Here is a 25,629-nt window from a genome sequence, read left to right on the forward strand (position 1 = left end):
CTGTAAATCAAAACGCTAGGATAGAACCTAGCGTTTTTTTTTTGGAAGTGAGATTAATTTAGCTGCAAGTTTTGCAGATGTTCATGGGTATGATCTTGCTCTACTTCTTCTATTTTATCGTTGCGTGCGGCTTGTTCGATACCTTTTCGGTCGACTAATACACGGTGAAGCTTATCGGTTGCTCTGTTTATGGCAACTGTAATATTGTCCTTTGAATCTTTAACTGCGACTTTGTGTCCGTGATATACGGTTTCAAATTCAGCAATCGCATTTTTCTTGTTATCTATAGTGAGTATGACGTTTGTCGAAATAAGTTCAGGAAAGTGCTCACTGATTTTTGCTAGTTTTTCCTCAACATGTTCTTTAATAGAATCTTTAACACTGAGGTGATGACCAGAAATATTTATCTTCATAAAACTTTGTCCTTAGATATGCAGAGCATACGCTCATTAATAACTATGGCCCTCTTATTTTATTTTTCCAGTGCTAACTGGTTTGTTTGCTGTTTATTTCACCAACTTGACGATTTTATTACAAATTTAGTTTTATAAAAGTTAAAAAACCGCCATAAAGAGGCGGTTTTTTTTATGCAATGTCGCAGTAACTTTCTTACGTCATTTTTAAGCCATTTTTATGCGGTTTGTGGTGAGTTAATTTAACATAACAAAAGGGCAATAAATTGTGTTGGTATTACATGCTGGTTTTGCTTTCAGCGATTAATTCTTAGGTTGACTATTTTTCGTGGGATCGTTTTTTGTGTCACCATCTTCAGGGACATAAACAAAACTGCCATCTGCCATTTTGTAGGCAACCCCAGCACGTGACCCCTCACCTGAGCCCATTTCCCCGGTGGACTTGTATTCTTTAATTTCTTTTCCTTTTTTAACAATAACCTCCATATTTGGTTTACCGGCATTTTTTATGACGGTGACATCATCACTAGAAAACACACTTAGCGGGTTTTGGGCTAAGGCAATGAGCAGGGCCGCTATGATTACCAAAAATACATCCACCAAATTGACCGCACTGCTCATTGGGTTTAATTCTTCGTCTTCATTGAGCAAACGCATTACGCTGCTCCTTGTACAAGCTCGGTTTCAAATTCAGGTTCATTTGTTGTCACTTGATCATCATTGCGTCTGAATTTGCGAATATTGATCAGCTCAGTGGCGTACCAGCGCTTTTTAACTGACGCAGGCCAAAATGTAATGGTCGAAACCAATAATCCCCAAATAACCGCGGCGAAAGCAATGATGAGGTTTTCACTTATCCCTTGAATATTACCATCAGCAAGTGCTTTTAGTGCCGGTCCCATTGGGATCATTGTTGCAATTAAGCCTAACATTGGGCTCAATTTAGTGACGATCCTTAATGACTCCAACTGCTTTAAAGCAAACACATCGACTTCATCTTCATCACATTGAGGGTTGGCAATAAAATAATTATGAATTGGGTAACCTGCAATAGGTTTGGCTAGTCCTTGTTTTAAACTTGTTTCGTACTGTACCGAATGTTTACGACGTAATATTGATTGGGAAATAAACTTACCCAGTTCAAAAAGGGCATAGATGAACATGCCGCAAATTAAAAATAGTACCGGAACGATAAATAGTTCTGACATGTCTGCCATTAGAGTTTCAATTTGACTGATTAACACGGTGGACCTTACTTAATAAATTGATTTCAGAGCCGTATTGTAAAGTAATAAAATAAAATGTAAATACGAATCATTATCATTTGACTTAAATTTTGCGGTGTGTCATTATCTTTCCGTGGTTTGGTATGACACATTAAATACTTTGGATTACAGGCCTTTGGTATTTATATCCGTACCAAATCAAGATTAAACTACGACGTGGTAGTTTAATTTTTGGTTTATTAACATCGAAGTTAATAGAGCAGTTTTTGTTTATGTTGGAAGTCAAAGCCAGTGCGCACACACTGGCTTTTTTCATTTAAAGCTAGTCCCTGAAATCAATTGCAAGTCGTTGTGTGTTAAACATCTACCTTGTAGCTTAAGGTGTTTGCTTCATCTCCAGTAATGCCTCTAAATCCCCAGCAATGTTTTGGTTGCTCATGAATGGTAATCTCGACATCAATAGGTTTGATACCTAATGTCGATTCAATCGACGTGAATAGGTGCTTGATTAGCGCTTTTTTGGTTTCTATGGTGCGTCCTTCCATCATGTTAATTTCAATGATGGTATATTGGGCGCTTCGGTCACTTGGGTAATAAAAATTATCAGCGTCCATCGGCATAAATCGTTGAATACGTTTATCTTCAGGCAATCCTAATACGGCGACAAGGCTCGCGTGGATGACATCAGATAGAGTGGCTTTTATTGGGTTTAACGTTTCTCTAATTCCATAAATGACAATCATAATGTTTCCTTTTTTGATCCCGTTAATACATTAATATTAATAATAACTTCTTGTTTTCTTATTCCAGCAGATTGTACAGTTTGATTAAATAGGTATAAAAAAACGGCGCTAATTGAGCGCCGTTTCTAATGTTTGTTTTGTGTTATGTCGGTATTACGATTTGTCGTTATATCCTGACGAGTGAACATCAAACATAGCACGGCCAGATGGGTCAGCATTGGCTGCAAATTTAGCATCCCATGCAATCGCTTCAGGCGTTGAACATGCAACTGACTTACCGCCAGGGACACATTCAGCTGCTGAATCTAATGGGAAGTGCGCTTCAAAAATTGTGCGGTAATGATACGCTTCTTTAGATTGTGGTGTGTTATGAGGGAAGCGATATTCCGCGCTTGCCATCATTTGGTCAGTCACATTAGATTCCGCTGCTTCAACAAGAGAATCAATCCAACTGTAGCCAACGCCGTCAGAGAACTGTTCTTTTTGACGCCACAATACTTCTTCAGGTAAATAACCTTCGAACGCTTCACGTAAAACGTGTTTTTCCATTTTACCATTGCTACCACAAAGTTTTAGTTCAGGGTTTATCGACATTGCGATATCCAAGAATTCTTTGTCTAAGAATGGTACACGGGCTTCAACACCCCATGCCGACATAGCTTTATTAGCACGAGCACAGTCAAACATGTGCAAACGGTCTAATTTACGAATGGTTTCTTCATGGAATTCTTTTGCATTTGGTGCTTTGTGGAAATACAAATAACCACCAAACACTTCATCTGCACCTTCACCAGAAAGAACCATTTTAATGCCCATCGCTTTGATTTTACGCGCCATCAAATACATTGGAGTAGAGGCACGGATAGTTGTTACATCGTATGTCTCTAAATGGTAAATAACGTCACGAATGGCGTCGATACCTTCTTGTACAGTGTAATGCACTTCGTGGTGGATCGTACCAATCGCGTCGGCAACTTTTTTCGCTGCGATTAAATCCGGTGCGCCTTCAAGACCAACAGCAAATGAATGCAGTTGTGGCCACCAAGCTTTTGATTGGCCATCATCTTCAATGCGTTTTTGCGCGTATTTTTGCGCAACAGCAGAGATTACAGATGAATCAAGGCCACCTGAAAGTAATACGCCGTATGGTACGTCAGACATCATATGAGACTTAACAGCGTTAGATAATGCGTCGTGAATTTCCTTTGCAGAACCTTTGTTGTCTTTAACGTTGTCAAACTCTCTCCAGTCACGCGAATAATATGGCGTAATTTTGCCGTCACGGCTTGACCAGTAATGGCCAGGAGGAAATTCAGTTACGGTACGACAAACTGGTACAAGTGCTTTCATTTCAGAAGCCACATACAGTTGACCATGCATGTCATAACCATAATACAGAGGGATGATCCCCATGTGATCACGTGCAATTAGGTAACTGTTATCTGTTTCATCAACTAAGATAAACGCGAACATGCCTTTAAGCTTGTCGATAAACCCTAAACCTTCCTGTTCATATAGCGCTAAAATGATTTCACAGTCAGATTGGGTTTGAAATTGATAGTCGACGGTCAGTTCGGCCTGCAATTCTTTGTGGTTATAAATTTCGCCATTAACGGCTAATATGTGATTTCGATTATTATTTAATAGAGGTTGCGCGCCATTCTCTAAATCGACAATCGCTAACCGCTCATGGGCTAAAATCGCATTGTCGTTACTCCAAATACCAGACCAATCAGGGCCACGGTGACGTAATAAACCAGATAATTCTAACGCTTTAGGGCGCAATTCTGTGGCATCAGTAGTGATGTCCAGAATTCCAAAAATCGAACACATAGGTGTTGTACTCCAAAAATTAATAATCAAAATCACGGTGCTTAGGTTTGACTTTGGCGCGGTCACTGGCCTAAGCAGTTGTATAAGTGTAATTAGAGTTAGTACTTTAACTCTTATCGCACACTGTCATAAACTTTAAATTATGCCAAGTGATTTTTGTGCAATTAATAAATGTAGGCGATTAAACGAAGACTTATTGAACAATTTTGGAGGTTGGGACTCGATTGAAGCGGCCCGTATTGAAAGGGCCGCAGAAGATTAGACAATACTAAATATCTGACTATTTTGAACGTTGAAACTCGGACGTTTTTGACCATTTTGGCCAGTCTTCGTTAGTCGATAATGAATAGCCAATATCGAAAAAGAGTTGTACGTCTTGTTGCGCTCCGGTGAGGTCCCAATTACGACGATATTCATCACATGGTTGGTGGTAACAACCGCGCACAACCAACTTCATTTTTTTACTGTATTTCGCCGTTTTTTCATCGACAGGGGTTTCGCCATTGCCAGCGTAAAGGGCTGGAACACCCACTTTGGCAAAGTTAAAATGATCCGAGCGATAATAGTAACCCGCAGATGGGTTTTTACCTTTAATTAAAGTTCGGTTTTGTTTTGCTGCAGCAACGGTAAGGTAATTGTCGAGTTCTGATTTACCTAAGCCTTGAACAGCCACTTCTTTGACTTTTCCAAGAATATTAAGACTGTCCATATTGATATTCGCGACGGATTTATTCAGTGGGATAATTGGGTTTTCAGCATAAAACTTAGAACCTAACAAACCTTGCTCTTCCGCTGTAACGGCCAGCACAGTAATTGAGCGGTCAGGCCGATTTTTTAATATGCTGAATGCTTGTCCTAACTCCAATAAGCCAGCAATGCCCGTAGCATTGTCATGGGCCCCATTATAGATTTTGTCGCCTTTTTTAGTGTCGTCAAAACCAATATGATCCCAGTGGGCGGTGTAAATGATGTGTTCGTCAGGGCGTTTAGCGCCGGGTAGGGTTGCAATAAAGTTATAGCTGGTTGATTTTTTTACTTTTGAATTAACAACGACCGAAGCTTTTAAACCACTCAAATTTACAGCTGTTGGCTTTTTCATTGCTTGTTTTTTGTAAGTTTCAAAATCGAGTCCAGCCTGATTAAATAGCTCTACGGCAACATTACGCTGGATCCAACCTTCAACGGCGACTCGACTCTTATTACCGTCGTCTTTCCAAAGTCCATATTGCGGGCCTGTCCAGCTATTTTCTACGACGCTCCAGCCATATGATGCTGGCGCGGTTTCATGAATGATAATAGCTCCGGCAGCACCTTGACGGCTCGCTTCTTCATATTTGTATGTCCAACGACCGTAATAGGTCATGGTTTTACCTTGGAATTTACTGTCGTCGCCGGATTCAAACCCCGGATCGTTGACAAGTATAACGGCGGTTTTGCCTTTCATATCGACATTGGCGTAGTCATTCCAGTTATATTCTGGTGCGTTAATGCCATAACCTACAAAAACAAGCTCTGAGTTTTTTAGTTTTTCAAGTTCACTTGTGCGACTGGTGCCCATGACCATGTCTTTTCTAAATTGATATTTTTTATTGCCAAGTGTTAATACTTGGTCTTCACTTGCAACGATTTCGACCAGATCAACAGGTTGTAAAAAACTGTCGCCATTACCAGGTTGAAAACCATATTTTTTAAAATTAGTCGTTAAATAATCAAGCATTAATTGCTCTCCCGGACCAGTAGGCAATCGGCCCATGTATTTGTCTGAGGCAATTTCTTTAACGTGAGTGGCGAGGTCTTGATCAGAAATAGAAAGGTATGCAGCTGACATTTTGTCATTGGCAGCAAACAATGGACTTGTTACAACGGATAAAGCAACAATCCATTTTCTTAAAGCTGGGTGTCGAAACATGAACAATTTCCTATAAATGCAATGTTTTAAAATGAAACATTTAACTTCATCAGTATACGCAAGGCGAACCGTGTGGCAAATAATGCTGCAGTAATTCAGATATTGGAAAGTGTAAACTTTTCGTTTCTGATATACTCAGTTTATTCGATTTTATCCTCGATTATATTGTTTTAAGTTATTGATTGAGGAAGTATTTAATAAGCGTAACCTTTAATAATGAAAAAATTCCAACCACTTACCCATTGGACCACTGACTTTGCAGCGCAAGGTGTTTTTGACGATATTAATCGATTGGTCGCCTTTGACGAGTGGTCTAACTGGCCAACGTGTGAAGAGCTTGCGACGCTTTTTCCTTATGACATTACCAATCTAAATAACAAAGCGATTGAATTTGTGCCGCAAAAGGTCAGCGAAAACTTTAGCGCTGTGGCCTACGAAGAAGTGATTTACACAACCGGTAAAATACCGACTCGTGAACAGTCGTGGCACGATGTGTTTGGCGCGTTAACATGGAGTTTGTTCCCGCAGACTAAAGCGTTAATTAACAAATTGCACTTTGACGACATCCAAAAAAATGGCAAGGAACAACGTTCTAAATTACGAAACGCCTTAACTTTGTTTGATGAATGCGGAGTCGTATTGGTAACGACAAACAAAGAGGTTTTAACGAAATTGGAGTCGCATCAATGGACTGAAACGTTTGTTGATAATCGCAAACTTTGGCACTGCGCTAAAGCCGACGGGGTTGGTGTGTTTCAGTTTGGACATGCAAATTATGAGATGTTAACAAAACCGTATATCGGCTTAACCGGAAAATGGCTAGCGCTAGAGATGAGCGCTGAGTTGTTGTCGTTACCATTAAACGTTCAATATCGAATGGTGGACGAAAGACTAGCAAAGTATATTAAATCCGGTGCCCTTAACGACAATCAAAAGTTATTCCCGCTGCCATTGTTAGGCGTACCTAACTGGTATTCTGAAAATGAACATCCTGATTTTTATTTAAATGAAGATTATTTTCAGCCAAAACGAAAATAATTAATTGCGATTTAAGTAACAGCGGTTGAATGTAGAGTTTATATCATTAGTGTTTGTCTGATAGAGCATAACCGGTGGGCACTAATTGGTATTTTTTTGTTAGAGTCATATGCCAAACGTTGATGAGCTAATTTCATAACTATCTAGGAACCAATATGTTAAAAATGATTTTGAGTATGTTGGCTGTGGTTAGTTTTTACAGTCATGCTGAATTCGACTTTAAAGTAGATGTATTAGCTGACGATTTGCAACGGCCCTGGGGCATAAGTCACATAGGCAGTGGCAAAATGTTAATTACTGAACGAGATGGTGATGTGCGACTCTATGATGGCAAAACTATGCTGCCTGCACTTCAAGGTTTACCCTCCGTTTATAATGTTGGGCAAGGAGGCTTGTTAGATGTATATGCTCACCCTAATTATGCATCAAACAAGTACGTTTACTTTACATTTGGTGAAGGGACGGCGACGAAAAACTACACTAAACTTATCCGAACAAAATTTACGGGATCTGAGTTTGTCGACGTAAAAACACTTTTTATGGCTTCCCCGACTAAAAAACAAGCGTTGCACTACGCAGGGCGAATTAGCTTTTTAGCAGATAATTCAATGGTTTTTGGGGTTGGAGACGGTTACCTCTACAAAGAACAAGCTCAGGAACTAAACTCACACCTTGGTAAAATTATACGGCTTTATGACGATGGTTCTATTCCGGCAGATAATCCGTTTATTGGTAAAAAGAAAACACTGCATGAAATATATTCCTATGGGCACCGTAATCCACAGGGCATGTTTTTTGACAACAAACGCAAAATTCTATTTTCTAACGAACATGGCCCGAAAGGCGGTGATGAAATTAATATCATCCAGGCTGGGAAAAACTATGGCTGGCCTGCAATTACCTATGGTGTTGATTACTCTGGGGATATCATCAGTGATTTAACTCATAAAGCGGGGATGGAACAGCCTTTATTGCAATGGACACCGTCCATCGCGCCGTCATCTATGTTGGTTTATTATGGCGCAATGTTCCCTGATCTAAATGGCCATATATTGGCAACAGCGTTAAAGTTTACGCAGATGAGAGTTGTTAGATTAAACGATAAAAATGGTCAAGTGTCAGTAGTGAAACAAGAAGTGTATTTAAAAGACCGCGGCGAGCGAATTAGAGATATTGAATTGGATGACGTTGGCCGGATATATTTGATCACCGACAGTGGTAAGTTACTTCGCCTGACTAAACCTTAGTTAAATCAGTTTCACTAAACCCCTAGCAGGCAGTGGAACTGACTTTGCGACAAAATGTTTATGATGATAAAAGGAGCGAATTAGGTAAACTCGCTCCGTTAACTATTAGGTTCTGATTGGAATATTGTTGCTAATTAAATACGATTTTAGCTCTTGAATGTCGATGATTTTTTTATGGAATACTGACGCAGCAAGGGCTCCGTCGACACCAGCTTGTTGGTAAACGTCATAGAAATGCGACATTTCACCAGCGCCACCAGAAGCAATGAGAGGGACTTTGCATTTCTCACGAACTTTAGCGAGTTGTTCGATGTCATATCCTTTACGAACGCCATCTTGATTCATGCAATTTAATACAATTTCTCCTGCGCCTCTAGACTGCACTTCTTCTATCCAATCAAGTGTACGATAACCTGCTTTTTGAGTTCGAGATTCATCACCGGTAAATTTGTACACTTCGTACTCACCAGTTTCCGCATTAAAAAATGAATCAATCCCGATTACAACGCATTGTTGACCATATCGGTCATGCAGCTCAGTGATTAAACTTGGGTTTAACAAGGCTGGGGAGTTTATTGAGATTTTGTCTGCACCCATTGCCAAAATTTCACCGGCTTGCTCAACACTCTTAATTCCACCGGCAACACAAAATGGAATATCGATAACCTCAGCAATTCGAGAAACCCAACTTTTATCAACAACGCGAGCGTCACTAGAGGCGGTAATATCATAAAAGACAAGTTCGTCAGCGCCTTCGGCAGCATAACGTTCAGCTAATGGCACTATGTCGCCAATCGTTTCATGGTTTCTGAATTGAACACCTTTAACAACTTTACCGTCTTTAACGTCTAAACAAGGAATGATCCGTTTGGCTAACATATATACTTCAACTATGACAAATTCTGGACCGTAATGGTCGCTGACCACATGTTTAGTGTCAAGACTCTAGAATTTTATTTTCAGGAATTAATTATATTAAATGCCTAACATCCATAAAGTGCATACGTAGTCATCAGTAAATAGGTTCCCAAAGCCCCCTGTGATCGGCTAAATTGACGTCACAACAACAGTGGATTTGGCTTTAATTTTATGACAAAACGATATTTAGGTATGAAAATACTTAGCATGGCAGCCGTGACAACTTCTCTTTTAATGTTAAATGGTTGCGGTAAAAGCTCGATGGAAACATCAATAGGCGCAAGCAATAAAATAAACGCTACGGGTGATATAGAATTTTCAGAACATTATCTGACTCGGGATGTCCGTGATGATGTGTTTTATTTTGTTATGCCAGACAGATTTGATAACGGTGATCCGAGCAATGACTTAGGATCTAAAACCATCAAAATTAGCTCTGGTGGATTCGATCCAAAAAGCACTGGGCATTACCATGGTGGTGACATTAAGGGGCTTACTAAGCGTTTAGATTATTTAAAAGATTTAGGGATTTCGGCAATTTGGCTTACGCCTATCCTCCGTAATCAAGCAGTGCAGGGCGATTCGTCAGGTTATCATGGTTATTGGCCGTTAGATTTTACGGAAATTGACCCTCATTTGGGTACCAATGCGGATCTAAAAGAGTTTATAGACAAAGCCCACGCTAAAAATATAAAAGTGTTTTTTGACATCATCACAAACCACACCGCAGATGTGATTAAATTCAAAGAATGCCATGGCAGTGACCAACCTCAATTTAGTACTTCTACCGCATTATGTGATTATCGTTCAGTCGCCGATACAAAAGCTGGTAAGGGTTATACACCATATTTACCTGAGGGGACCGCTGAGTTAAAAAGCCCTGCATGGTTAAATGACCCTAAGTTTTACCACAATCAAGGTGATAGTACATGGCAGGGGGAAAACTCTGTTTACGGTGACTTTATGGGACTTGATGATGTTGATACCGACAACCCTGAAGTTGTAAAAGGCATGATTGAAATATTCAATAATCTCATTAAAGAATTTAAACCAGACGGTTTTCGAATTGATACCGTCAAACACGTGAATATTGAATTTTGGCAGCAATTTACTCCCGCGATAACTGAGTTTGCTCAGTCTATTGGGATCCCACAATTTTTTGTGTTTGGTGAAGTTTTCTCTGGTGATACCGACGTATTAAGTCATTACACAACTACAGGTGATATGCCTTCTGTTTTAGATTTTGCATTTCAATATCGAGTTAAGGATGTATTTGCCAGTCAAAAAGGCACTGACAATTTGGCGGACTTATTTAGCCATGATGTAAAATACGAAGATCATAATAGCTCTGCTGATCTGTTGATGAATTTTGTCAGTAACCATGATGTGGGACGACTTGCTTATACGCTTGACCAATCGTTGCCAAATGCAGATGAAGACGAAAAAATACAACGCTTTTTATTGTCCAATGCGATGATGTATTTTGCGCGCGGTATTCCTGTTATTTATTATGGTGATGAGCAGGGATTCACTGGCGACGGTGGGGACCGCGGTGCGCGCGAAGACATGATGCCTTCAGTGACGCCAGAGTATAATGATAATAATCTGTATGGCACGAGTAAAACCACAGCCGATGACAATTTTGACCCTTCGCATCCTATTTACCAGCAGTTTGCTAAATATGCTGAGTTGTACCATGGGCACAAAGCACTTCGTCAGGGCAAACAAACGGTTTTACAAACAAGTGATGAACCAGGGATTTTTGCGATCAAACGTTCTTTTGCTAATAACGAAGACTATATCGTTGTTTTTAACTCTGCAACTGAGGAAAAAAACTTTACCCAATCAATTGAAGGTCATTCAGCTGAATTAATTTATGGTAAAAAGGCGAATGTGAAAAACAGGGTTGTTTCGACGACGTTACCTGCATTAAGTATGAGTATATACCGAATTGGTCGATAGTTTACGCTAACGCAGAAAAAGCCCCGGACAAATAAATTGTTCGGGGCTTTTTTGTTTTAAAGGTGTTTTTAACTAAATTAAAATTAATTGCTATTAATACCGCTAAGTCTTTCACAAATGGCTAAAAAATTACTAAAATAGGCAGATACCCGACAACAATAATAATTAGGAAAGTAATGATCCAGCCTGAGCCAAAAAGCGCACTGTATATTCACCACTCCGGTCCTGCACTGATTGAAACGCCGTTGTTAAACAAAGGCACAGCATTTAGTAAATTGGAACGAACTAATTTTAACTTGATGGGGTTGCTACCACCTCGTTATGAAACGATAGAAGAACAAGTCGATCGTGCTTACCGCCAGTTTTCAAGTTTTGACGATCCGATCAACAAACACATCTATTTACGTGCAATTCAGGACAATAACGAGACTTTATTTTTTAAATTGTTGCAGCGCAATATTGAAGAAATGATGCCGATTATATACACCCCGACGGTGGGCGATGCCTGTGAGAAATTCTCTGATATTTATCGCAGTAACCGGGGATTGTTTATCTCCTATACCGAACGCGACCAAATGGAAGATATCCTACGCAACGCAACTAAACAAAAAGTTAAGGTTATCGTAGTTACCGACGGCGAACGGATCTTAGGCTTAGGTGACCAAGGTATTGGTGGTATGGGGATCCCAATTGGTAAATTGAGTCTCTATACAGCCTGTGGTGGGATCAGCCCCGCATATACTATGCCTATCACATTAGACGTAGGCACAAATAACGAAAAGCTATTAAACGACCCAATGTATATGGGCGAACGTCACAAACGAGTTTCTCAACAGGAATATGATGCGTTTGTTGAACGGTTTATACGCGCGGCTCAAAAGCGTTGGCCTGGCGTTATGATCCAATTTGAAGATTTTGCACAGCCAAACGCAATGCCATTATTAAAACGTTATCGAGACGAAGTTTGTTGTTTTAATGACGATATTCAGGGAACCGCTGCGGTAACCGTTGGAACCTTGTTAGCCGCATGTCGCAAAAAAGGCGAAAAACTATCTGAACAAAAAGTCGTGTTTGTAGGTGCTGGTTCTGCCGGTTGTGGGATTGCTGAGCAAATCATTATGCAGATGAAGGCAGAGGGGGTTGACGACAAAACTGCACGTAGCCAAGTCTTTATGATTGACCGCCACGGTTTGGTTTCAGAAGGTATGACGGACTTACGAGATTTTCAGCAAGTTTTGACTCAAAGTGCAGAAAATCTAAAAGACTGGCAGTACTCAGGTGACTACCCAAGTTTATTGGATGTTATGCATTGTGCCAAACCGGGAATTTTAATCGGGGTGTCTGGCGTACCAGGATTGTTTACCGAAGAAGTTGTTAAAGCCATGTCAAAAGGCACAGAACAACCGATTATATTCCCACTAAGTAATCCAATTAAACAAATAGAAGCCCGTCCGGAAGACATTCTGAAATGGACTAAAGGTCAAGCCATCGTTGCCACTGGCAGCCCATTTAGTAAAGTTGAAGTTGATGGAGAAACGTTTGAAATTGCCCAGTGTAATAATGCTTATATCTTCCCAGGTATTGGGTTAGGTGTGATTGCAGTCGGTGCTAAGTTGATTAGTGATGAAATGTTAATGGCCACAAGTGTTACCTTGGCTGACGCGAGTCCGGTTGTAGAAAATAATGATGGCGCGTTATTACCTAAGCTGGTGGATTTACCAGAGTTAAGTAAAACCATCGCATTTAATGTGGCTAAAGTTGCTATAGAGCAAGGTTTAGCGCTGCCGTTATCCGATGAACAATTACGCGATAAAATTAATAAAAACTTCTGGCAACCAGAATATAGACCGTATAAGCGGGTAAGTGTTTAATCGAACGTTTGTGGTTATAAACGCATTCGGATTTAAAGCTTGTTGCAAGCTCTAGCTGCATTAATGGTCAAGTAACATTCGATAACAAATGATTACATAATGGTGTTACTTGACCTGCTAGATTATGGACTGGATTAAATTAAGGACGAAAGAATGAATAAAATTACCACAATGTGTTTTGTATTGGCTTTGTTAGGAGGCTGTGGTGAAGTGGTTACTGAAAGTGCTGACTCCGATACAGAAATCGTCACAGAGACTCCCGTTGCTGATGGCACAGACAAAACAAGTGTCGATTCTGATGCTTTATGGTCTGGAGAAGTCAGCCCGTCTACCGGTACGGAAACCGAAATTCAAGCCGGCACATTAACGTCTGGCGATTATGACGACTTACTTAATCCTGCACTTTATTCAGATTATATAACCTCTATTTTACAGGGGTCAGAAGAATTTTCTGAATTTCCTACCTTTGATATTACTAATGCAATTAAATTGTCTGTTGTTGATATGGATGACAAACCATTCGGTGGTGCAACGATTTCAATACAGTCTGGTGATACTGGGTATTCACTTTCAACACCTAGCGCTGGTTGGGTTCACCTTTATCCTGCATTAGATAGCCTATCAGATACGGTTGATATTACGGTTACTTATGATACTTATTCAGTTTCAAAAACAATAAAAATTAGCGAATTAGGCGACCAACGTACTGTTGATTTCAAAATAGAAGACTTTGCAAATTCGCCGTCAATGTTAGACTTGATGGTGGTAATTGATACAACAGGAAGTATGGGGGACGAACTGGCTTATCTTAAAGTTGAACTGGCTTCGATACTGAATGAACTCTCAGTTTCATTAGGCGGCATTGACCTTAATTTAGGATTGGTTATGTATCGTGATGATGGCGATCTTTATGTTACTCGAGTCTTTGACCTATCAAGTGATGTCGACCAAATTCTCGATGACTTGTCAGAACAGAATTACGATGGTGGTGGTGATTACCCAGAGGCGATGGAACGAGGTATTGGCGAGGCATTACAACAACAATGGCGTGGACAGGCGACCAAAATGATGTTGTTAGTCGCTGACGCGCCACCACACGACGAAGCGTTAATAACAACCTGGGAACTTGGCCAACAGGCACGTGAACAGCAAATTCATATCATCCCGATCGCAGCCAGTGGTGTAGCGTTAAAAGCTGAGTTTGTAATGCGCGGTTTGGCGGCGCTAACACACAGTCGGTATATATTCCTAACCGATGATTCAGGCGTTGGTGGCACCCATGAAGAGCCAACAGCAGACTGTTATGTTGTGACACGTCTCGACAGTAATATCCGCCGAGTGATATTGGATTTGTTCACAGGCGCTCGTACTGAACCAACAGAAAACGAAATTGTTCGAACCAAAGGTAACTATCAAAATGGCATCTGTGGCGAATAGTGCGCAATCATTCATGTGATATCGCACTTTAGGTGTTAACTTTAGGATTAAATGATTAATCTTGGTTATACGATAAAGCGATGTAAAAAGGCGCCCAATGTGATTGCAATGGGCGCCTTTTATCTAATAGAGACTGATTTTACAGTCGACTATTTTTATTTAACCTCTTCACCAGCTGCTTGTTTGTCCGCATGATAACTAGAGCGTACAAATGGACCTGAGGCCGCATGTTTAAAACCTAGGTTGTCAGCTTCAGCTTTAAAGATATCAAACTCAGCAGGCGGTACATAACGTTCTACTGGCAAGTGATGTTTACTTGGTTGTAAGTACTGGCCAATAGTTAACATGTCTACGTCGTGCTCGCGAAGATCTTTTAGTACTTCAATTATCTCTTCGTTTGTTTCACCAAGTCCAACCATCAGCCCTGATTTAGTATCAACCTCTGGATGTTGTGCTTTGAATTTTTGAAGTAATTCTAGTGACCACTTGTAGTTAGCGCCTGGACGAGCTAAACGATACATACGAGGCGCTGTTTCTAAATTGTGATTAAACACATCCGGTGGTGCGGTCCCTAAAATCTCCAGAGCAGTGTCCATTCTTCCACGGAAATCAGGAACCAAAATTTCAACTTTAATGCCAGGGTTATGTTTACGAATTTCAGTCACACAATCAGCAAAGTGTTGGGCACCGCCGTCACGCAAGTCATCACGGTCAACAGAGGTGATAACAACATATTTAAGGCCCATTTCTTTGATGGTTATGGCGAGCTTTTCTGGCTCTTGAGCACTTGGAGGCAATGGGCGTCCATGAGCAACGTCACAAAATGGACAACGGCGAGTACAAATGTCACCTAGAATCATGAAAGTTGCCGTGCCGTGGGTAAAACATTCTGGCAGGTTAGGGCATGACGCTTCTTCACATACAGAACTTAACCCTTGGCTACGCATCGCTTTTTTGATGTTGTCGATTTTTTCGCTCGACTTAGGCAATCTGATCTTCAACCAATCAGGTTTTCTTAACATGGTTTCGCGTTCAGTCGGCATGATCTTTACCGGAATTAGCGCCATTTTGTCTGCATCACGTAATTTAACGCCTGCTTCTAATTGAGATGTTTTAATTCTGCTCATCGTTTTTTTCAACTAACCTTTGTTCAAGATCCGTTATGCCTTGTGTGATTTCAATGTCCTTCGCATTAAGCGAAAGCGCCAGTATTTTTGTCAGTCTATCTGCAGCATCAGAAACGTGGGAAGGCCCGCCAATCTGATTAGACTGGACCATTTCAAGTCCAGCGTAGCCACATGGATTAATTCGCAAAAACGGTTCCATATCCATATCTACGTTTAACGCAAGGCCATGAAAACTGCAACCTTTACGAACCCGCAATCCTAGGGAAGCGATCTTTTTCTGATCAACATAAACACCAGGAGCGTCTTTTTTTGGATATGCTTCAATATCAAATTGTGCCAGTAGGTCGACAATTGATTGTTCAATTTGAGTAACTAATTCACGAACACCTATCTTACGGCGACGTAAATTAAGCAATAAGTAAACAACAAGTTGGCCGGGACCGTGATAAGTGACTTGACCACCACGGTCTACTTTAATGACCGGAATTCCACCGGTATTTAACAAATGTTCTTCTTTACCTGCTTGGCCTTGTGTAAATACCGGGTTGTGCTCGACCACCCATAATTCATCGACGGTGTCGTCGTTTCTGCGGTCAGTAAAGTCCTGCATTTTGTGCCATATTGGCTCGTAATCAGAACGACCAAGTTGACGAATAACAAGCTTGTCATTTAGGTTGGTCATGACGACTAAAGTACCACACGCACAAGTTCAAGTGCACCAAGTTCGTTATAAACAAGTTCCATATGGTCTTTGCTTGTCACAGTTACCGATATAGAAAGTGAATGGTAATTGCCTTTACTGCTCGGCTTTATTTTTGGGACGTAATCACCCGGAGCGAGCCTTTGTAAAACGGTTATGACGTGAACCGGTAAGTCGTCGTGCGCCACGCCCATGATTTTAAACGTTTGCTGACAAGGAAAATCCAATAACTCGTCAAATTTCGTATCTTTTACTGTCATGTTAAAACCTCATGTTTCGTAGGGGTAAGGTTTAATAAAACCGAAAAACCGATCTTTAGACCGGTTTTTTGTTACTCAACGTATTTATTATAGGTCGAGTTTCTTTTTGACGAAGTCTTTTATCTTTTTAAAGACACTGCCTTCATTCACTTCATCGAGTGAAACTAATGGATATTGGGTAATGAGTTCGTCTTCAATTTTTAACGTCAGAGTCCCAACAACAGCGCCTTTATTAATTGGGGCTTCTAACTCTTTATCAAGAGTGAAACTTGCTGTTAATTTTTCTCTATAACCACGAGGGATAGTAATTGGGGTGCTTTGGTTTATACCTAAACGTACTTCATCTTTGTCGCCCATGTAGATTTTTTGCTTGGCAAACTCAGTACCGGCTTCATAAGCGGTTAAAGTTTCAAAGAATCGGAATCCGTAATTTAATAGCTTTTTGCTTTCAACTTTACGCGCTCGCTTACTTGCGGTACCCATAACAACCGCGATAAGGCGCATTTCGCCTTTGGTCGCTGATGATACAAGTGAATAACCAGCAGCGTCTGTATGACCGGTTTTAATACCATCTACATTGAGGCTTTTATCCCATAACAAACTGTTACGATTAATTTGAGAAATGTTGTTAAACGTGAAGTCTTTTTCTTGGTAGATTGCGTATTCTTCAGGTACGTCGCGTATTAAAGCGGCACCAAGTTTAGCCATATCGCGAGCGGTAGTCATGTGGCCATCTGCAGTTAAGCCATGGCTATTCACAAAATGAGAATCATGTAGGCCAATTTTTTCAGCGTACAAGTTCATTAATTGTGCAAACTGATCTTCACTCCCGGCAATATGTTCTGCCATTGCCACACATGCGTCGTTACCTGATTGAATGATAATGCCCCGATTTAAGTCAGAAACAGAAACTTCTTTCCCGACTTCGATGAACATTTTTGATGATTCTGGGAAGTTCTTTGACCAGGCTTTGTGACTAACAGTTACCATGTCCGTTAATGAAATTGTGCCGTTTTGAATTTCACGACCAATAACATAACTCGTCATCATTTTTGTCAAACTTGCAGGGTTAAGTTGCTCATCCGCATTTTTTTCAGCGAGAACCTTACCAGTGTCAAAGTCAATTAGAATGTAACCCTTGGCATTAACTAAAGGCGGGTTTGGGACTAAAAAGTTGGCGTTAACGTTCAGGGTGAAAACCGTGGCAGATACTAAGATAATTCGAGTTAATAATTTTTTCATGTTTTAAAATTGAATTCCAATAACAGTAGTTAAATACAAAAGGATGAGGCGTGTTATTTAGGGTCGATATTATCCACACGTTAGCTAAGCATGTCTAGCAGACCAGTGAAATAACCGACAATTTGTTTAATCTAATGGTATCCCCCTAACAAGTGACAAATTAATGGCTATGGAGTTCAGGGTTTTACGAAATAAATAAGGTTTGAGATAAATTCATGCGGTGGCCTAAATGGACGCAAAAATTTGCCTATTGCCTAGCCCAGAGGAAGATTGCAACACAAATGTCGAGTGAAGGCGTGACTATTTCTGGTCAAAGTAACTGTATGTTGGTCGTCAATGCGAATCTACGACAACGAATACGAATACTAAAGTGGGTCCGTTTAGCTCTGCGGTACGATAAATAGTATGTTCTTATTAAGAGTACTAAAAGTCGAGAACCCAAATGTAAGCAATCTAAAAGTCTGAAATCGGAAATTCGACTATTTTGAATAGGCTTCCAATGTTGCTTCTGGGTAACCAAAGTCATGTACTTTTTGTTTAAGCTGCTTGGCATCTTTTTCTGAGCCAAATGGGCCAATTATCAAGGTTTGGTGATGTGAGTCGTCAATAAACTTTGAGTCAATATGTAACATATGACTAAGCCCTACAGCGGTATCACGGACTTCATCACGAGATTGAAACCCAGAAACTCTTATTTGATACTGTGACGATTCAAGCGCAACAGTAGGCTTTTCAGGTTTGAGAGGGGGTGGTAATATCGTTTCGATTTTCACATTGGCAGTACCGGTGTCAAAAACCCCAATTTTCACTGCCGCTGAATAGGATAAGTCAATGATACGACTTTCATGAAATGGCCCTCTGTCATTCACTCGGACCACTACGGTTTTATTATTTGAAAGGTTGGTTACTTTTACATAGCTAGGTAAAGGCAGAGTTTTATGCGCCGCCGACATGGCATACATGTCATAAACCTCGCCATTTGAGGTTAAGTGCCCATGGAATTTTTTGCCATACCAAGAAGCAATGCCTTGCTGTGAATAAGGTTTCCTATCTCGCATTGGTTTGTATTTTTTTCCAAAAACGATGTAAGGATTATTGCCACGTCCCACAGGCTCGTGCACTACTTTTGCATCTTCGAGTTCCATTGCCGTTGGCGGGCGAACGGGTGCGCTATCGTGTTTGTGATCATATCGGCCACTGGTACAAGACGCCAATAATAAGGCTACAAAGACAAATACAAACTTCATGTTAACTCGCTAATAAACGTTTATTGGTGCTAATTGCCATTAAAATACCAAAACTTGCCATTAACGTCACAATAGAGGTGCCGCCATAACTGACGAGTGGAAGCGGTACACCAACGACAGGGAGAAGGCCGGAAACCATTCCAATATTGACAAAGAGATAAACAAAAAAGGTTAAGATCAAACTGCCAGCCAGCAATTTAGCAAAGCCTTCTTGAGCCCGAACCGCAATATAAATACCTCGGGCGATAATAAAGGCATATACAGACATCAGCATTAAAACCCCAATAAACCCAAACTCTTCACTAAAGACTGAAAAGATAAAGTCGGTGTGGCGTTCTGGTAAAAATTCCAGTTGCGACTGTGTCCCGTGTAAAAATCCTTTACCATTTGTGCCGCCTGAGCCAATGGCAATTTTTGATTGAATAATATGATAGCCAGAACCGAGTGGATCGCTTTCGGGGTTTAAGAAAGTAAGCACACGTTGCTTTTGATATCCATGCATCAAGAAGTTCCAGAGGATATAAAGGAAGGGCACAGATGCACTGAGCAAACCGATAATTATCCGAAACCTTAAACCCGCCAAAAACAACACAAAAAATCCACTGCTGGCAACTAATATGGCGGTGCCTAAATCAGGCTGTTTGGCAATAAGTAGCGTTGGAATAGCGATTATTATAAAGCTAAATAGCGTATTTTTACTCGAAGGGGGCAAGGTAAATACACTTAAAAACCACGCCATCATCATAGGTAAAGCGAGTTTCATTACTTCAGATGGTTGGAATTTAACGATTTTTAAATCGAGCCAACGTTGGGCTCCTTTACCCATATCGCCAAATAACAATACAGCGAGTAAAAACGCAACGCCAAGGATATACAAGTGGGGTGCCCATTTTTGGTAAGTAAATGGGGATATTTGTGCGACGACAATCATCACAACGATGCCAATGCCAAGTCTAACCGCTTGTCGAATAACCATATCCATGTTTTGACCGCCGGCACTATATACGACGCACATACTCAGCGCCATTAGTGTCAATATTCCGAGCAATAACGGAATGTCGATATGAAAGCGAAAAAACAACGAACTACGACGTTTTTCGTGTTCAGTTTTTGCCATCTTATTCTCCGGCCTTAACTGTAGTTGAAACGGGCGCTACGATATCAATTAACGGAGCAACTTTTCGTTTACTCGGAATACCTAGTGCAAAATACAAATCCATCATTTGCCGTGCAATCGGCGCTGCGTTAGAACCACCACCGCCAGCATTCTCGACGGCAACCACGATAACAATTGACGGTGAATCAAAAGGCGCAAAACCAATATACATGGCGTTATCGCGTTGACGTTCAGCAACTTTTTCTACTTCATACTCTTCGTCTTCACCAAGAGAGAAAAGCTGCGCCGTTCCGGTTTTTCCCGCAGAACTATAAACTGACCCTACGAAGGCCGAACGGGCCGTACCGTTATCAGCATTTACAGTATCGTACATGGCCTTTAAAATGAGATCCCAATTTTCAGTTTCTACGTCATCAATTGGCTCACGGATTTTAACGGGGGTTGCTTGATATTCGCCTTGATTAGTGATCCCTGTGACGATCCTAGGCTCGATGACCGTACCTTTGTTGACCATAACCGATGTTGCCATCGCAAGTTGAATTGGCGTTGCCGTCCAATATCCTTGGCCTATACCAATAGAAATTGTATCGCCTTTGTACCAAGGTTGCTTAAATCGTTCTTTTTTCCATTCCCTCGAAGGCATATTGGCTTTGGATTCTTCTTTTAAGTCGATGCCAGTGTAATTGCCAAAGCCAAACCGATGCCCAAATTTACTAATTTCATCGATCCCTAGCCGATAGGCTAAATCATAGTAATAAATATCGCAGGATTGGCGGATAGATAATGACAAGTTAACATGGCCATGACCAGATGGTTTCCAATCTCTAAAACGACGTTTAACATCTAGGTTTGGAAATCGCCAATAGCCAGGGTCCCATATAGTGGTTTCGGGGGTAATCAATTTGTTATGCAAACCAAGTAATGCTAATTGTGGTTTAACGGTTGAAGCCGGTGGATATTGGCCCTGCGTTACCCGGTTTAACATAGGTTTGTCTTTAGAATTAACAATCTTAGAATAAAGTTTTTGGCTTATACCACTAACAAAGTAATTAGGGTTATAACTTGGATTACTGTACAGAGCTAATATTGAACCGTCGCGTGGATCCATTGCGACAATGGCTCCGCGATTCCCGTCTAAAATTTCCTGGGCCTTTTTCTGCATTTCAACATCAATGGATAGGTGTAAGTCGCTGCCAGGAATGGGCGGTGTGACACTAAGCTGTCTAATCACTCGACTACGGTGATTAACTTCAACTTCTTCACTGCCAGTTATGCCGTGGAGTTGCGTCTCGTAGAAACGTTCAATTCCTAACTTTCCGATACTCCGTGTTGCGGCATAGTTTTGAATTTGACTGTTTTGTTCTAAGCGATGAATGTCTTTTTTATTTATTTTTCCGACATAACCTACTGCATGGGTCAGAAATGAATCATAGGGATAATAACGCGCTAAACGAGCTTCGATAGAAACACCTGGAAACTTGTGTTGGTGAACACTAAAGGATGCAACTTCTTTTTCAGTCAATTTTGTCTTAATCGGCATGCCTTTAAAGCGACGCTGGTATTTTATTGATTTTTTAAACGCGCTGATGTGCTCTTCTGAAAGTTCGATAACCTCACTAACCGCAGCGATAGTTTCATCCATATCGTCGACGAGTTCGGGAATGATCTCCAATGAAAACGTGGGTTCATTGGTTGCCAGCACATTGCCATTAATGTCTTTAATTACACCACGATTAGGTGCAATCGGTTGGACTTTTATTCGATTGTCGTTAGACCGAGTTTGGTAAGATTGGTAAGAAGCGACTTGTAAATAATAGAGATTACCGATTAATACCCCCATCATGCAAACCACAAAAACAAACGAGATTATAGCTCGACGCGCAAATAAATTTGCTTCAGCAGAATGGTCTTGGATTTGATAGGAGTTACGGCGCATATGATTGAATTATATAAAAATCATTCTCTATGATAAGGATGATTATTATTTAAACTCCAAGCTCGATATAGACTTTCCGCCACGATAACGCGAACCATCGGATGTGGCAAGGTTAAAGGTGATAGGGACCATTTTTGTTCTGAACGTTGAATACACTCAGGTGACAAACCTTCAGGGCCACCGACAAGTAGACTGACGTCTCTGCCGTCCATCTGCCAACGACTCAGTTGCTCAGACAGTTGGTGAGTATCCCAAGGTTTACCGGTAACTTCTAACGTTACTATGCGATTTGATTGAGGCACAGCCGCTAGCATTTTTTCGCCTTCGGCTTGCAAAATACGAGGTATGTCTGCGTTTTTACCGCGCTTCCCGGCGGCAATTTCGGTGAGGTCAAACTGGCAGTCTTTTGGAAATCGGCGCTGATATTCAGCAAATCCGATTTCTACCCACTTGGGCATTTTGGTGCCAACAGCAACTAACTGAATTTTCATTTGGTCAGTCGCAATTTATTCGTCATTTGAGCTGGAGGCTTGCCAAAGTTTTTCTAATTGGTAGAAGTCTCGAGTGGCATCTTGCATCACATGCAGAACAACGCCGCCTAAATCCACTAAAACCCATTCACCTTCAGTAAATCCTTCAATACCAATCGGTGGATTGTCAGAATGCTTAGCTTCAGTTAATGCGTGGTCTGCAATAGATTGCACATGTTTTTTAGAGTTGCCTGAACAAATTACCATGTAATCGGTAATCGAAGATGTTTTGCTGACATTTATAGTTTGAACATCACGAGCTTTAAGACTGTCTATATTTTCTAAAACAGCATTTAATATTTCTTTATTTAACAAAGTAAGTTTGGCCTATTTATAATTAAGGTTTGTAATTTTACGCGTCACAGCCCGATTTGTAAAAGTGTTCGCGGATTTAATCCCAAATTAATGGTACAAACCTTATTTTGAGGTGGATTTTGGAAGCTTTCCAAATAAAAAGTCTTTTAACATGACCCAATCACCAAGAAAACTATAGAAAGGATAGGTAAAAGTGGCGGGGCGGTTTTTCTCAATAAAAAAATGGGCGATCCAAGCAAAGCCATAACCAAGTAGTGGCAAATACCAAAATACATAATATTGGGATGTGAACAGACCATAAAACAAAGTTAACAGTACCAATGTTGAGCCAACGTAATGAAGGGCTCGGCACATTGGTTTGCTGTGTTCAGCAAGATAAAAAGGATAAAATTCAGCAAATGATGAAAATTTTTGAGGGGGGGCATCGTTCATCTATTCATCTCCCTTTGTCGTTGGTACGCTTTTTCACTTTTGTTTCGAATTTACATTCATTTTATCTAAAACATTATCAGACAATAAGGTTAACTTGTTTGCCGCTAAGTCTGTATTGAATGACGTTTTACTTCTCTCTAAACATTAGCGTACCGCAAACATCGCCGATGGTGATATCTTCTAATTCTTTATAATTGCCACCGTCAAACAGAGGCTTGTTTTTTTCTTTTGTAACAAAAACCGCAACACCTTTAGATAGGCTATTTTCATTAACAATTGAATCAACGGCTTTGATCAAATAATGGCCCAATCCTAAATGTTGATGGTCAGGGTGAACGGCAATAAATGTTAATAAATGATAGTGGTCAAATGGGATAGCAGCGGCGACACGTTTTTCTTTTTCGATCATGTTTTTAGTGCTTAAATAGCCTGCGTTGATCATCATTTTTAAGCGCCAGTGCCAAAAACGTTCTGGTTCCAATCCGGTTTGCGGTTCAATTAAACACGCAACAGCGAGTAAATGTTCATCAGAATAGAGGCCAATCATAGGCTGTTCAGTTTGCCAAAAAGCCGCAAGTTCTTCGCGGATCGCAGCACGAAGACGCTTATCGTAATCTGGACGCTCACTTTCGAAAATATGTTTAAATACAGGATCTTCGTGATAAGCAACATAAAGCAACGAGGCTGCGAGATTAATTTCTTCTGCCGTTAATAAAATTGCTTTAATTCCTAAGTCTTCCGAGTGTTCTTGTGTAGCAGACATTCGTTTACAATCCTTATTCATTTGAGTGAACATAACGTACCAATATATTTTCAAATCGCCAAGTATAAATATTCAACGATTCACTGAATTTACAATTTTTAGTTTAAAACGGCAAAATATTTCTGAAGATTGGTTCACAATATGCTTTCTGATTGATAGATGACTTTGCTCCGTTCTAATCTTTTTATAATGGAATGTTGGAATGTTATTTGGCAGTTACAACGAGGTATAAAGAGGGCTAGTGCAAAGGTCGATTTTAGGGCTGGCTTTTACAGGTGTGGCTGTCAAAACAAGAAGTGAGGTCAATTGAAAAGAATTGACCTCACGACTTAATGGTTTCACGCTAACCTAAATTCCTCAGGAGGGGGTTAATCAACATAAAATTTTTGGTCAAATTTTAATTTTTCTGACCGGTCACCTAATTTGATATCAATATCAAACTTATAGATTTCTTCATTACTAAATTTCAGTTGTGCTAAATAATAAATAGCGTCTCCCTCTTTCACCTTGCTAAATGATAACGATTTAGTTTGGCCAAGTAGGTTTCTTGCTGTTCCGGTAACATAGACATTTTTTGCAGCGTCATTATTTTGATTGTCTAGAACGGAAATATTTACAACCCCCATATATCGACTACGCTGCAATTCGTAAGTTTTAGCTACCGTTGGGTTTAGAAAGGAGCTTGGAAAGGCGATGTAATGAATATCCCAATCACCCTTTACGACCTTTTGTTCTGCCGATACAGTCCATGACGTAAGGACCATAACGCAGATAAAACACAGTGTTTTTAAATTTATTTGACTGCTCATTAAAATACCATTTTTAACATTTCATTAACTAATATTTGAACAAACTGCAGTCCGATTAAAAATACAATTAGGCTTAAATCCAATCCACCAATTGGTGGAATGATTTTACGAATGGGCGCCAATATAGGGTCTGTTAGTTGGTGTAATAACGCTTCGACCGGATTATAACCCTGTGATATCCAACTCATGATGGCGCGGATAATAGTTACCCAGAAAACAATAGTGAATATTTCTTTAATCACAGTAAATAAACCAGCAATTAAAATTTCAGGAATTGGAAATCCGTTACTAAACAAGGCTTGGATTGCGACTATTTTTAGTGTCGCCACTAAGTAAACAAGTACAACGCCAGCCCAGTCGATACCGGCAACACCGGGAACAACTCGACGTAACGGAACTAAAAGCGGATTTGTCGCTTTAACTACAAATTGGCTAACAGGATTGTAAAAGTCAGCTCGAACCAACTGTAGCCAAACACGCAGAATGGCAACCATGAGATATAAATCAAATAAGGTTGAAATTAAAAAGTGAAACGCTTGCATATATAAAGTACC

General features: G+C 40.4%; 25 protein-coding genes. 5 read left to right on the plus strand and 20 right to left on the minus strand.

Annotated elements, in window-relative coordinates; translation table 11 throughout:
• Nucleotides 1–53: 53 nt before the first annotated feature.
• The 6 genes from hpf to KO525_RS15485 form a co-directional block, all read right to left on the minus strand.
• Entirely contained in the window at nt 54–413 is a 360-nt protein-coding gene (hpf, locus tag KO525_RS15460; RefSeq protein ID WP_215964745.1) for a ribosome hibernation-promoting factor, HPF/YfiA family, read from the minus strand.
• 303 nt (nt 414–716) lie between these two features.
• Complete coding sequence (locus KO525_RS15465) at nt 717–1,070, minus strand: DUF2149 domain-containing protein (RefSeq protein WP_215964746.1); 354 nt, start codon at nt 1,068–1,070, stop codon at nt 717–719.
• Nucleotides 1,070–1,630, minus strand: coding sequence for a MotA/TolQ/ExbB proton channel family protein (locus tag KO525_RS15470; protein ID WP_252736570.1), 561 nt, complete (start codon nt 1,628–1,630; stop codon nt 1,070–1,072). Before KO525_RS15470 ends, KO525_RS15465 begins: the two co-directional genes overlap by 1 nt.
• 365 nt (nt 1,631–1,995) lie before the next feature.
• Entirely contained in the window at nt 1,996–2,382 is a 387-nt protein-coding gene (locus KO525_RS15475) for a tautomerase family protein (protein ID WP_215964748.1), read from the minus strand.
• A gap of 153 nt (nt 2,383–2,535) precedes the next feature.
• On the minus strand, nt 2,536–4,215 hold the full coding sequence (gene asnB, locus KO525_RS15480; protein WP_215964749.1) for an asparagine synthase B: 1,680 nt from the start codon (nt 4,213–4,215) through the stop codon (nt 2,536–2,538).
• A gap of 280 nt (nt 4,216–4,495) precedes the next feature.
• A complete protein-coding gene (locus tag KO525_RS15485; RefSeq protein WP_371744426.1) occupies nt 4,496–6,043 on the minus strand; it encodes a M28 family metallopeptidase in 1,548 nt (515 codons plus the stop codon).
• A 297-nt stretch (nt 6,044–6,340) separates the two neighbouring features.
• Here KO525_RS15485 and KO525_RS15490 point away from each other — a divergent pair, with 297 nt between their 5' ends.
• Together KO525_RS15490 and KO525_RS15495 are read left to right on the plus strand one after the other, a co-directional pair.
• A complete protein-coding gene (locus KO525_RS15490) occupies nt 6,341–7,162 on the plus strand; it encodes a DUF3025 domain-containing protein (protein ID WP_215964751.1) in 822 nt (273 codons plus the stop codon).
• Between the two features lie 155 nt (nt 7,163–7,317).
• Complete coding sequence (locus KO525_RS15495; RefSeq protein ID WP_215964752.1) at nt 7,318–8,409, plus strand: PQQ-dependent sugar dehydrogenase; 1,092 nt, start codon at nt 7,318–7,320, stop codon at nt 8,407–8,409.
• 105 nt (nt 8,410–8,514) lie between these two features.
• Here KO525_RS15495 and hisF read toward each other — a convergent pair whose 3' ends face one another.
• Nucleotides 8,515–9,288, minus strand: coding sequence for an imidazole glycerol phosphate synthase subunit HisF (hisF, locus tag KO525_RS15500; RefSeq protein WP_215964930.1), 774 nt, complete (start codon nt 9,286–9,288; stop codon nt 8,515–8,517).
• Between the two features lie 210 nt (nt 9,289–9,498).
• Between hisF and KO525_RS15505 the strand changes: the two genes are divergently transcribed.
• The 3 genes from KO525_RS15505 to KO525_RS15515 all read left to right on the plus strand — a co-directional run bounded on the left by KO525_RS15505 (nt 9,499) and on the right by KO525_RS15515 (nt 14,597).
• Complete coding sequence (locus tag KO525_RS15505) at nt 9,499–11,289, plus strand: alpha-amylase family glycosyl hydrolase (RefSeq protein WP_252736569.1); 1,791 nt, start codon at nt 9,499–9,501, stop codon at nt 11,287–11,289.
• A gap of 176 nt (nt 11,290–11,465) precedes the next feature.
• Complete coding sequence (locus KO525_RS15510) at nt 11,466–13,160, plus strand: NAD-dependent malic enzyme (protein WP_215964753.1); 1,695 nt, start codon at nt 11,466–11,468, stop codon at nt 13,158–13,160.
• Between the two features lie 153 nt (nt 13,161–13,313).
• Nucleotides 13,314–14,597, plus strand: coding sequence for a vWA domain-containing protein (locus tag KO525_RS15515; RefSeq protein WP_215964754.1), 1,284 nt, complete (start codon nt 13,314–13,316; stop codon nt 14,595–14,597).
• A gap of 155 nt (nt 14,598–14,752) precedes the next feature.
• On the opposite strand, the gene lipA is transcribed toward KO525_RS15515, so the two are convergent.
• The 13 genes from lipA to KO525_RS15580 form a co-directional block, all read right to left on the minus strand.
• Nucleotides 14,753–15,724, minus strand: a complete 972-nt coding sequence (gene lipA / locus KO525_RS15520; protein ID WP_215964755.1) for a lipoyl synthase — start codon at nt 15,722–15,724, stop codon at nt 14,753–14,755.
• Nucleotides 15,711–16,406 carry a lipoyl(octanoyl) transferase LipB gene (lipB, locus tag KO525_RS15525; RefSeq protein ID WP_215964756.1) on the minus strand — a complete coding sequence of 232 codons (696 nt, stop codon included), beginning with the start codon at nt 16,404–16,406 and terminating at the stop codon, nt 15,711–15,713. The genes lipA and lipB overlap by 14 nt, the downstream gene beginning before the upstream one ends.
• Nucleotides 16,407–16,411: 5 nt before the next feature.
• Nucleotides 16,412–16,684, minus strand: coding sequence for a DUF493 family protein YbeD (gene ybeD, locus KO525_RS15530; protein WP_215964757.1), 273 nt, complete (start codon nt 16,682–16,684; stop codon nt 16,412–16,414).
• An 87-nt stretch (nt 16,685–16,771) separates the two neighbouring features.
• Nucleotides 16,772–17,926, minus strand: coding sequence for a serine hydrolase (locus KO525_RS15535; RefSeq protein WP_215964758.1), 1,155 nt, complete (start codon nt 17,924–17,926; stop codon nt 16,772–16,774).
• Between the two features lie 479 nt (nt 17,927–18,405).
• Entirely contained in the window at nt 18,406–19,173 is a 768-nt protein-coding gene (locus KO525_RS15540; protein ID WP_215964759.1) for a septal ring lytic transglycosylase RlpA family protein, read from the minus strand.
• Between the two features lies 1 nt (nt 19,174).
• Nucleotides 19,175–20,290: a rod shape-determining protein RodA gene (gene rodA, locus KO525_RS15545; RefSeq protein WP_215964760.1), complete on the minus strand. Its 1,116-nt coding sequence runs from the start codon at nt 20,288–20,290 to the stop codon at nt 19,175–19,177.
• 1 nt (nt 20,291) lies between these two features.
• Nucleotides 20,292–22,226 carry a penicillin-binding protein 2 gene (gene mrdA, locus KO525_RS15550; RefSeq protein WP_215964761.1) on the minus strand — a complete coding sequence of 645 codons (1,935 nt, stop codon included), beginning with the start codon at nt 22,224–22,226 and terminating at the stop codon, nt 20,292–20,294.
• A 20-nt stretch (nt 22,227–22,246) separates the two neighbouring features.
• Nucleotides 22,247–22,717: a 23S rRNA (pseudouridine(1915)-N(3))-methyltransferase RlmH gene (rlmH, locus tag KO525_RS15555; RefSeq protein WP_215964762.1), complete on the minus strand. Its 471-nt coding sequence runs from the start codon at nt 22,715–22,717 to the stop codon at nt 22,247–22,249.
• A gap of 15 nt (nt 22,718–22,732) precedes the next feature.
• On the minus strand, nt 22,733–23,071 hold the full coding sequence (gene rsfS / locus KO525_RS15560) for a ribosome silencing factor (protein WP_215964763.1): 339 nt from the start codon (nt 23,069–23,071) through the stop codon (nt 22,733–22,735).
• A 102-nt stretch (nt 23,072–23,173) separates the two neighbouring features.
• Nucleotides 23,174–23,503 carry a DUF962 domain-containing protein gene (locus KO525_RS15565; RefSeq protein WP_215964764.1) on the minus strand — a complete coding sequence of 110 codons (330 nt, stop codon included), beginning with the start codon at nt 23,501–23,503 and terminating at the stop codon, nt 23,174–23,176.
• Nucleotides 23,504–23,630: 127 nt separating this feature from the next.
• The gene (locus KO525_RS15570; RefSeq protein WP_215964765.1) at nt 23,631–24,266 is read right to left on the minus strand and encodes a GNAT family N-acetyltransferase; all 636 of its coding nucleotides are present in this window, start codon (nt 24,264–24,266) and stop codon (nt 23,631–23,633) included.
• Between the two features lie 368 nt (nt 24,267–24,634).
• A complete protein-coding gene (locus tag KO525_RS15575; RefSeq protein ID WP_252736568.1) occupies nt 24,635–25,075 on the minus strand; it encodes a DUF4426 domain-containing protein in 441 nt (146 codons plus the stop codon).
• Nucleotides 25,075–25,617, minus strand: a complete 543-nt coding sequence (locus KO525_RS15580) for a YggT family protein (protein WP_215964766.1) — start codon at nt 25,615–25,617, stop codon at nt 25,075–25,077. The genes KO525_RS15575 and KO525_RS15580 overlap by 1 nt, the downstream gene beginning before the upstream one ends.
• Nucleotides 25,618–25,629: the final 12 nt, after the last annotated feature.

The sequence above is a fragment of the Psychrosphaera sp. B3R10 genome (assembly GCF_018861025.1).
GTDB classification, from domain to species: domain Bacteria; phylum Pseudomonadota; class Gammaproteobacteria; order Enterobacterales; family Alteromonadaceae; genus Psychrosphaera; species Psychrosphaera algicola.

Bases quoted from the DNA above. Each gene is read 5' to 3' on its own strand.
- hpf (WP_215964745.1), bottom strand. From the start codon at position 413: ATGAAGATAAATATTTCTGGTCATCACCTCAGTGTTAAAGATTCTATT.
- KO525_RS15465 (WP_215964746.1), bottom strand. From the start codon at position 1,070: ATGCGTTTGCTCAATGAAGACGAAGAATTAAACCCAATGAGCAGTGCG.
- KO525_RS15470 (WP_252736570.1), bottom strand. From the start codon at position 1,630: ATGGCAGACATGTCAGAACTATTTATCGTTCCGGTACTATTTTTAATT.
- KO525_RS15475 (WP_215964748.1), bottom strand. From the start codon at position 2,382: ATGATTGTCATTTATGGAATTAGAGAAACGTTAAACCCAATAAAAGCC.
- asnB (WP_215964749.1), bottom strand. From the start codon at position 4,215: ATGTGTTCGATTTTTGGAATTCTGGACATCACTACTGATGCCACAGAA.
- KO525_RS15485 (WP_371744426.1), bottom strand. From the start codon at position 6,043: ATGTCAGCTGCATACCTTTCTATTTCTGATCAAGACCTCGCCACTCAC.
- KO525_RS15490 (WP_215964751.1), top strand. From the start codon at position 6,341: ATGAAAAAATTCCAACCACTTACCCATTGGACCACTGACTTTGCAGCG.
- KO525_RS15495 (WP_215964752.1), top strand. From the start codon at position 7,318: ATGTTAAAAATGATTTTGAGTATGTTGGCTGTGGTTAGTTTTTACAGT.
- hisF (WP_215964930.1), bottom strand. From the start codon at position 9,288: ATGTTAGCCAAACGGATCATTCCTTGTTTAGACGTTAAAGACGGTAAA.
- KO525_RS15505 (WP_252736569.1), top strand. From the start codon at position 9,499: ATGACAAAACGATATTTAGGTATGAAAATACTTAGCATGGCAGCCGTG.
- KO525_RS15510 (WP_215964753.1), top strand. From the start codon at position 11,466: ATGATCCAGCCTGAGCCAAAAAGCGCACTGTATATTCACCACTCCGGT.
- KO525_RS15515 (WP_215964754.1), top strand. From the start codon at position 13,314: ATGAATAAAATTACCACAATGTGTTTTGTATTGGCTTTGTTAGGAGGC.
- lipA (WP_215964755.1), bottom strand. From the start codon at position 15,724: ATGAGCAGAATTAAAACATCTCAATTAGAAGCAGGCGTTAAATTACGT.
- lipB (WP_215964756.1), bottom strand. From the start codon at position 16,406: ATGACCAACCTAAATGACAAGCTTGTTATTCGTCAACTTGGTCGTTCT.
- ybeD (WP_215964757.1), bottom strand. From the start codon at position 16,684: ATGACAGTAAAAGATACGAAATTTGACGAGTTATTGGATTTTCCTTGT.
- KO525_RS15535 (WP_215964758.1), bottom strand. From the start codon at position 17,926: ATGAAAAAATTATTAACTCGAATTATCTTAGTATCTGCCACGGTTTTC.
- KO525_RS15540 (WP_215964759.1), bottom strand. From the start codon at position 19,173: ATGAAGTTTGTATTTGTCTTTGTAGCCTTATTATTGGCGTCTTGTACC.
- rodA (WP_215964760.1), bottom strand. From the start codon at position 20,290: ATGGCAAAAACTGAACACGAAAAACGTCGTAGTTCGTTGTTTTTTCGC.
- mrdA (WP_215964761.1), bottom strand. From the start codon at position 22,226: ATGCGCCGTAACTCCTATCAAATCCAAGACCATTCTGCTGAAGCAAAT.
- rlmH (WP_215964762.1), bottom strand. From the start codon at position 22,717: ATGAAAATTCAGTTAGTTGCTGTTGGCACCAAAATGCCCAAGTGGGTA.
- KO525_RS15565 (WP_215964764.1), bottom strand. From the start codon at position 23,503: ATGAACGATGCCCCCCCTCAAAAATTTTCATCATTTGCTGAATTTTAT.
- KO525_RS15570 (WP_215964765.1), bottom strand. From the start codon at position 24,266: ATGTCTGCTACACAAGAACACTCGGAAGACTTAGGAATTAAAGCAATT.
- KO525_RS15575 (WP_252736568.1), bottom strand. From the start codon at position 25,075: ATGAGCAGTCAAATAAATTTAAAAACACTGTGTTTTATCTGCGTTATG.
- KO525_RS15580 (WP_215964766.1), bottom strand. From the start codon at position 25,617: ATGCAAGCGTTTCACTTTTTAATTTCAACCTTATTTGATTTATATCTC.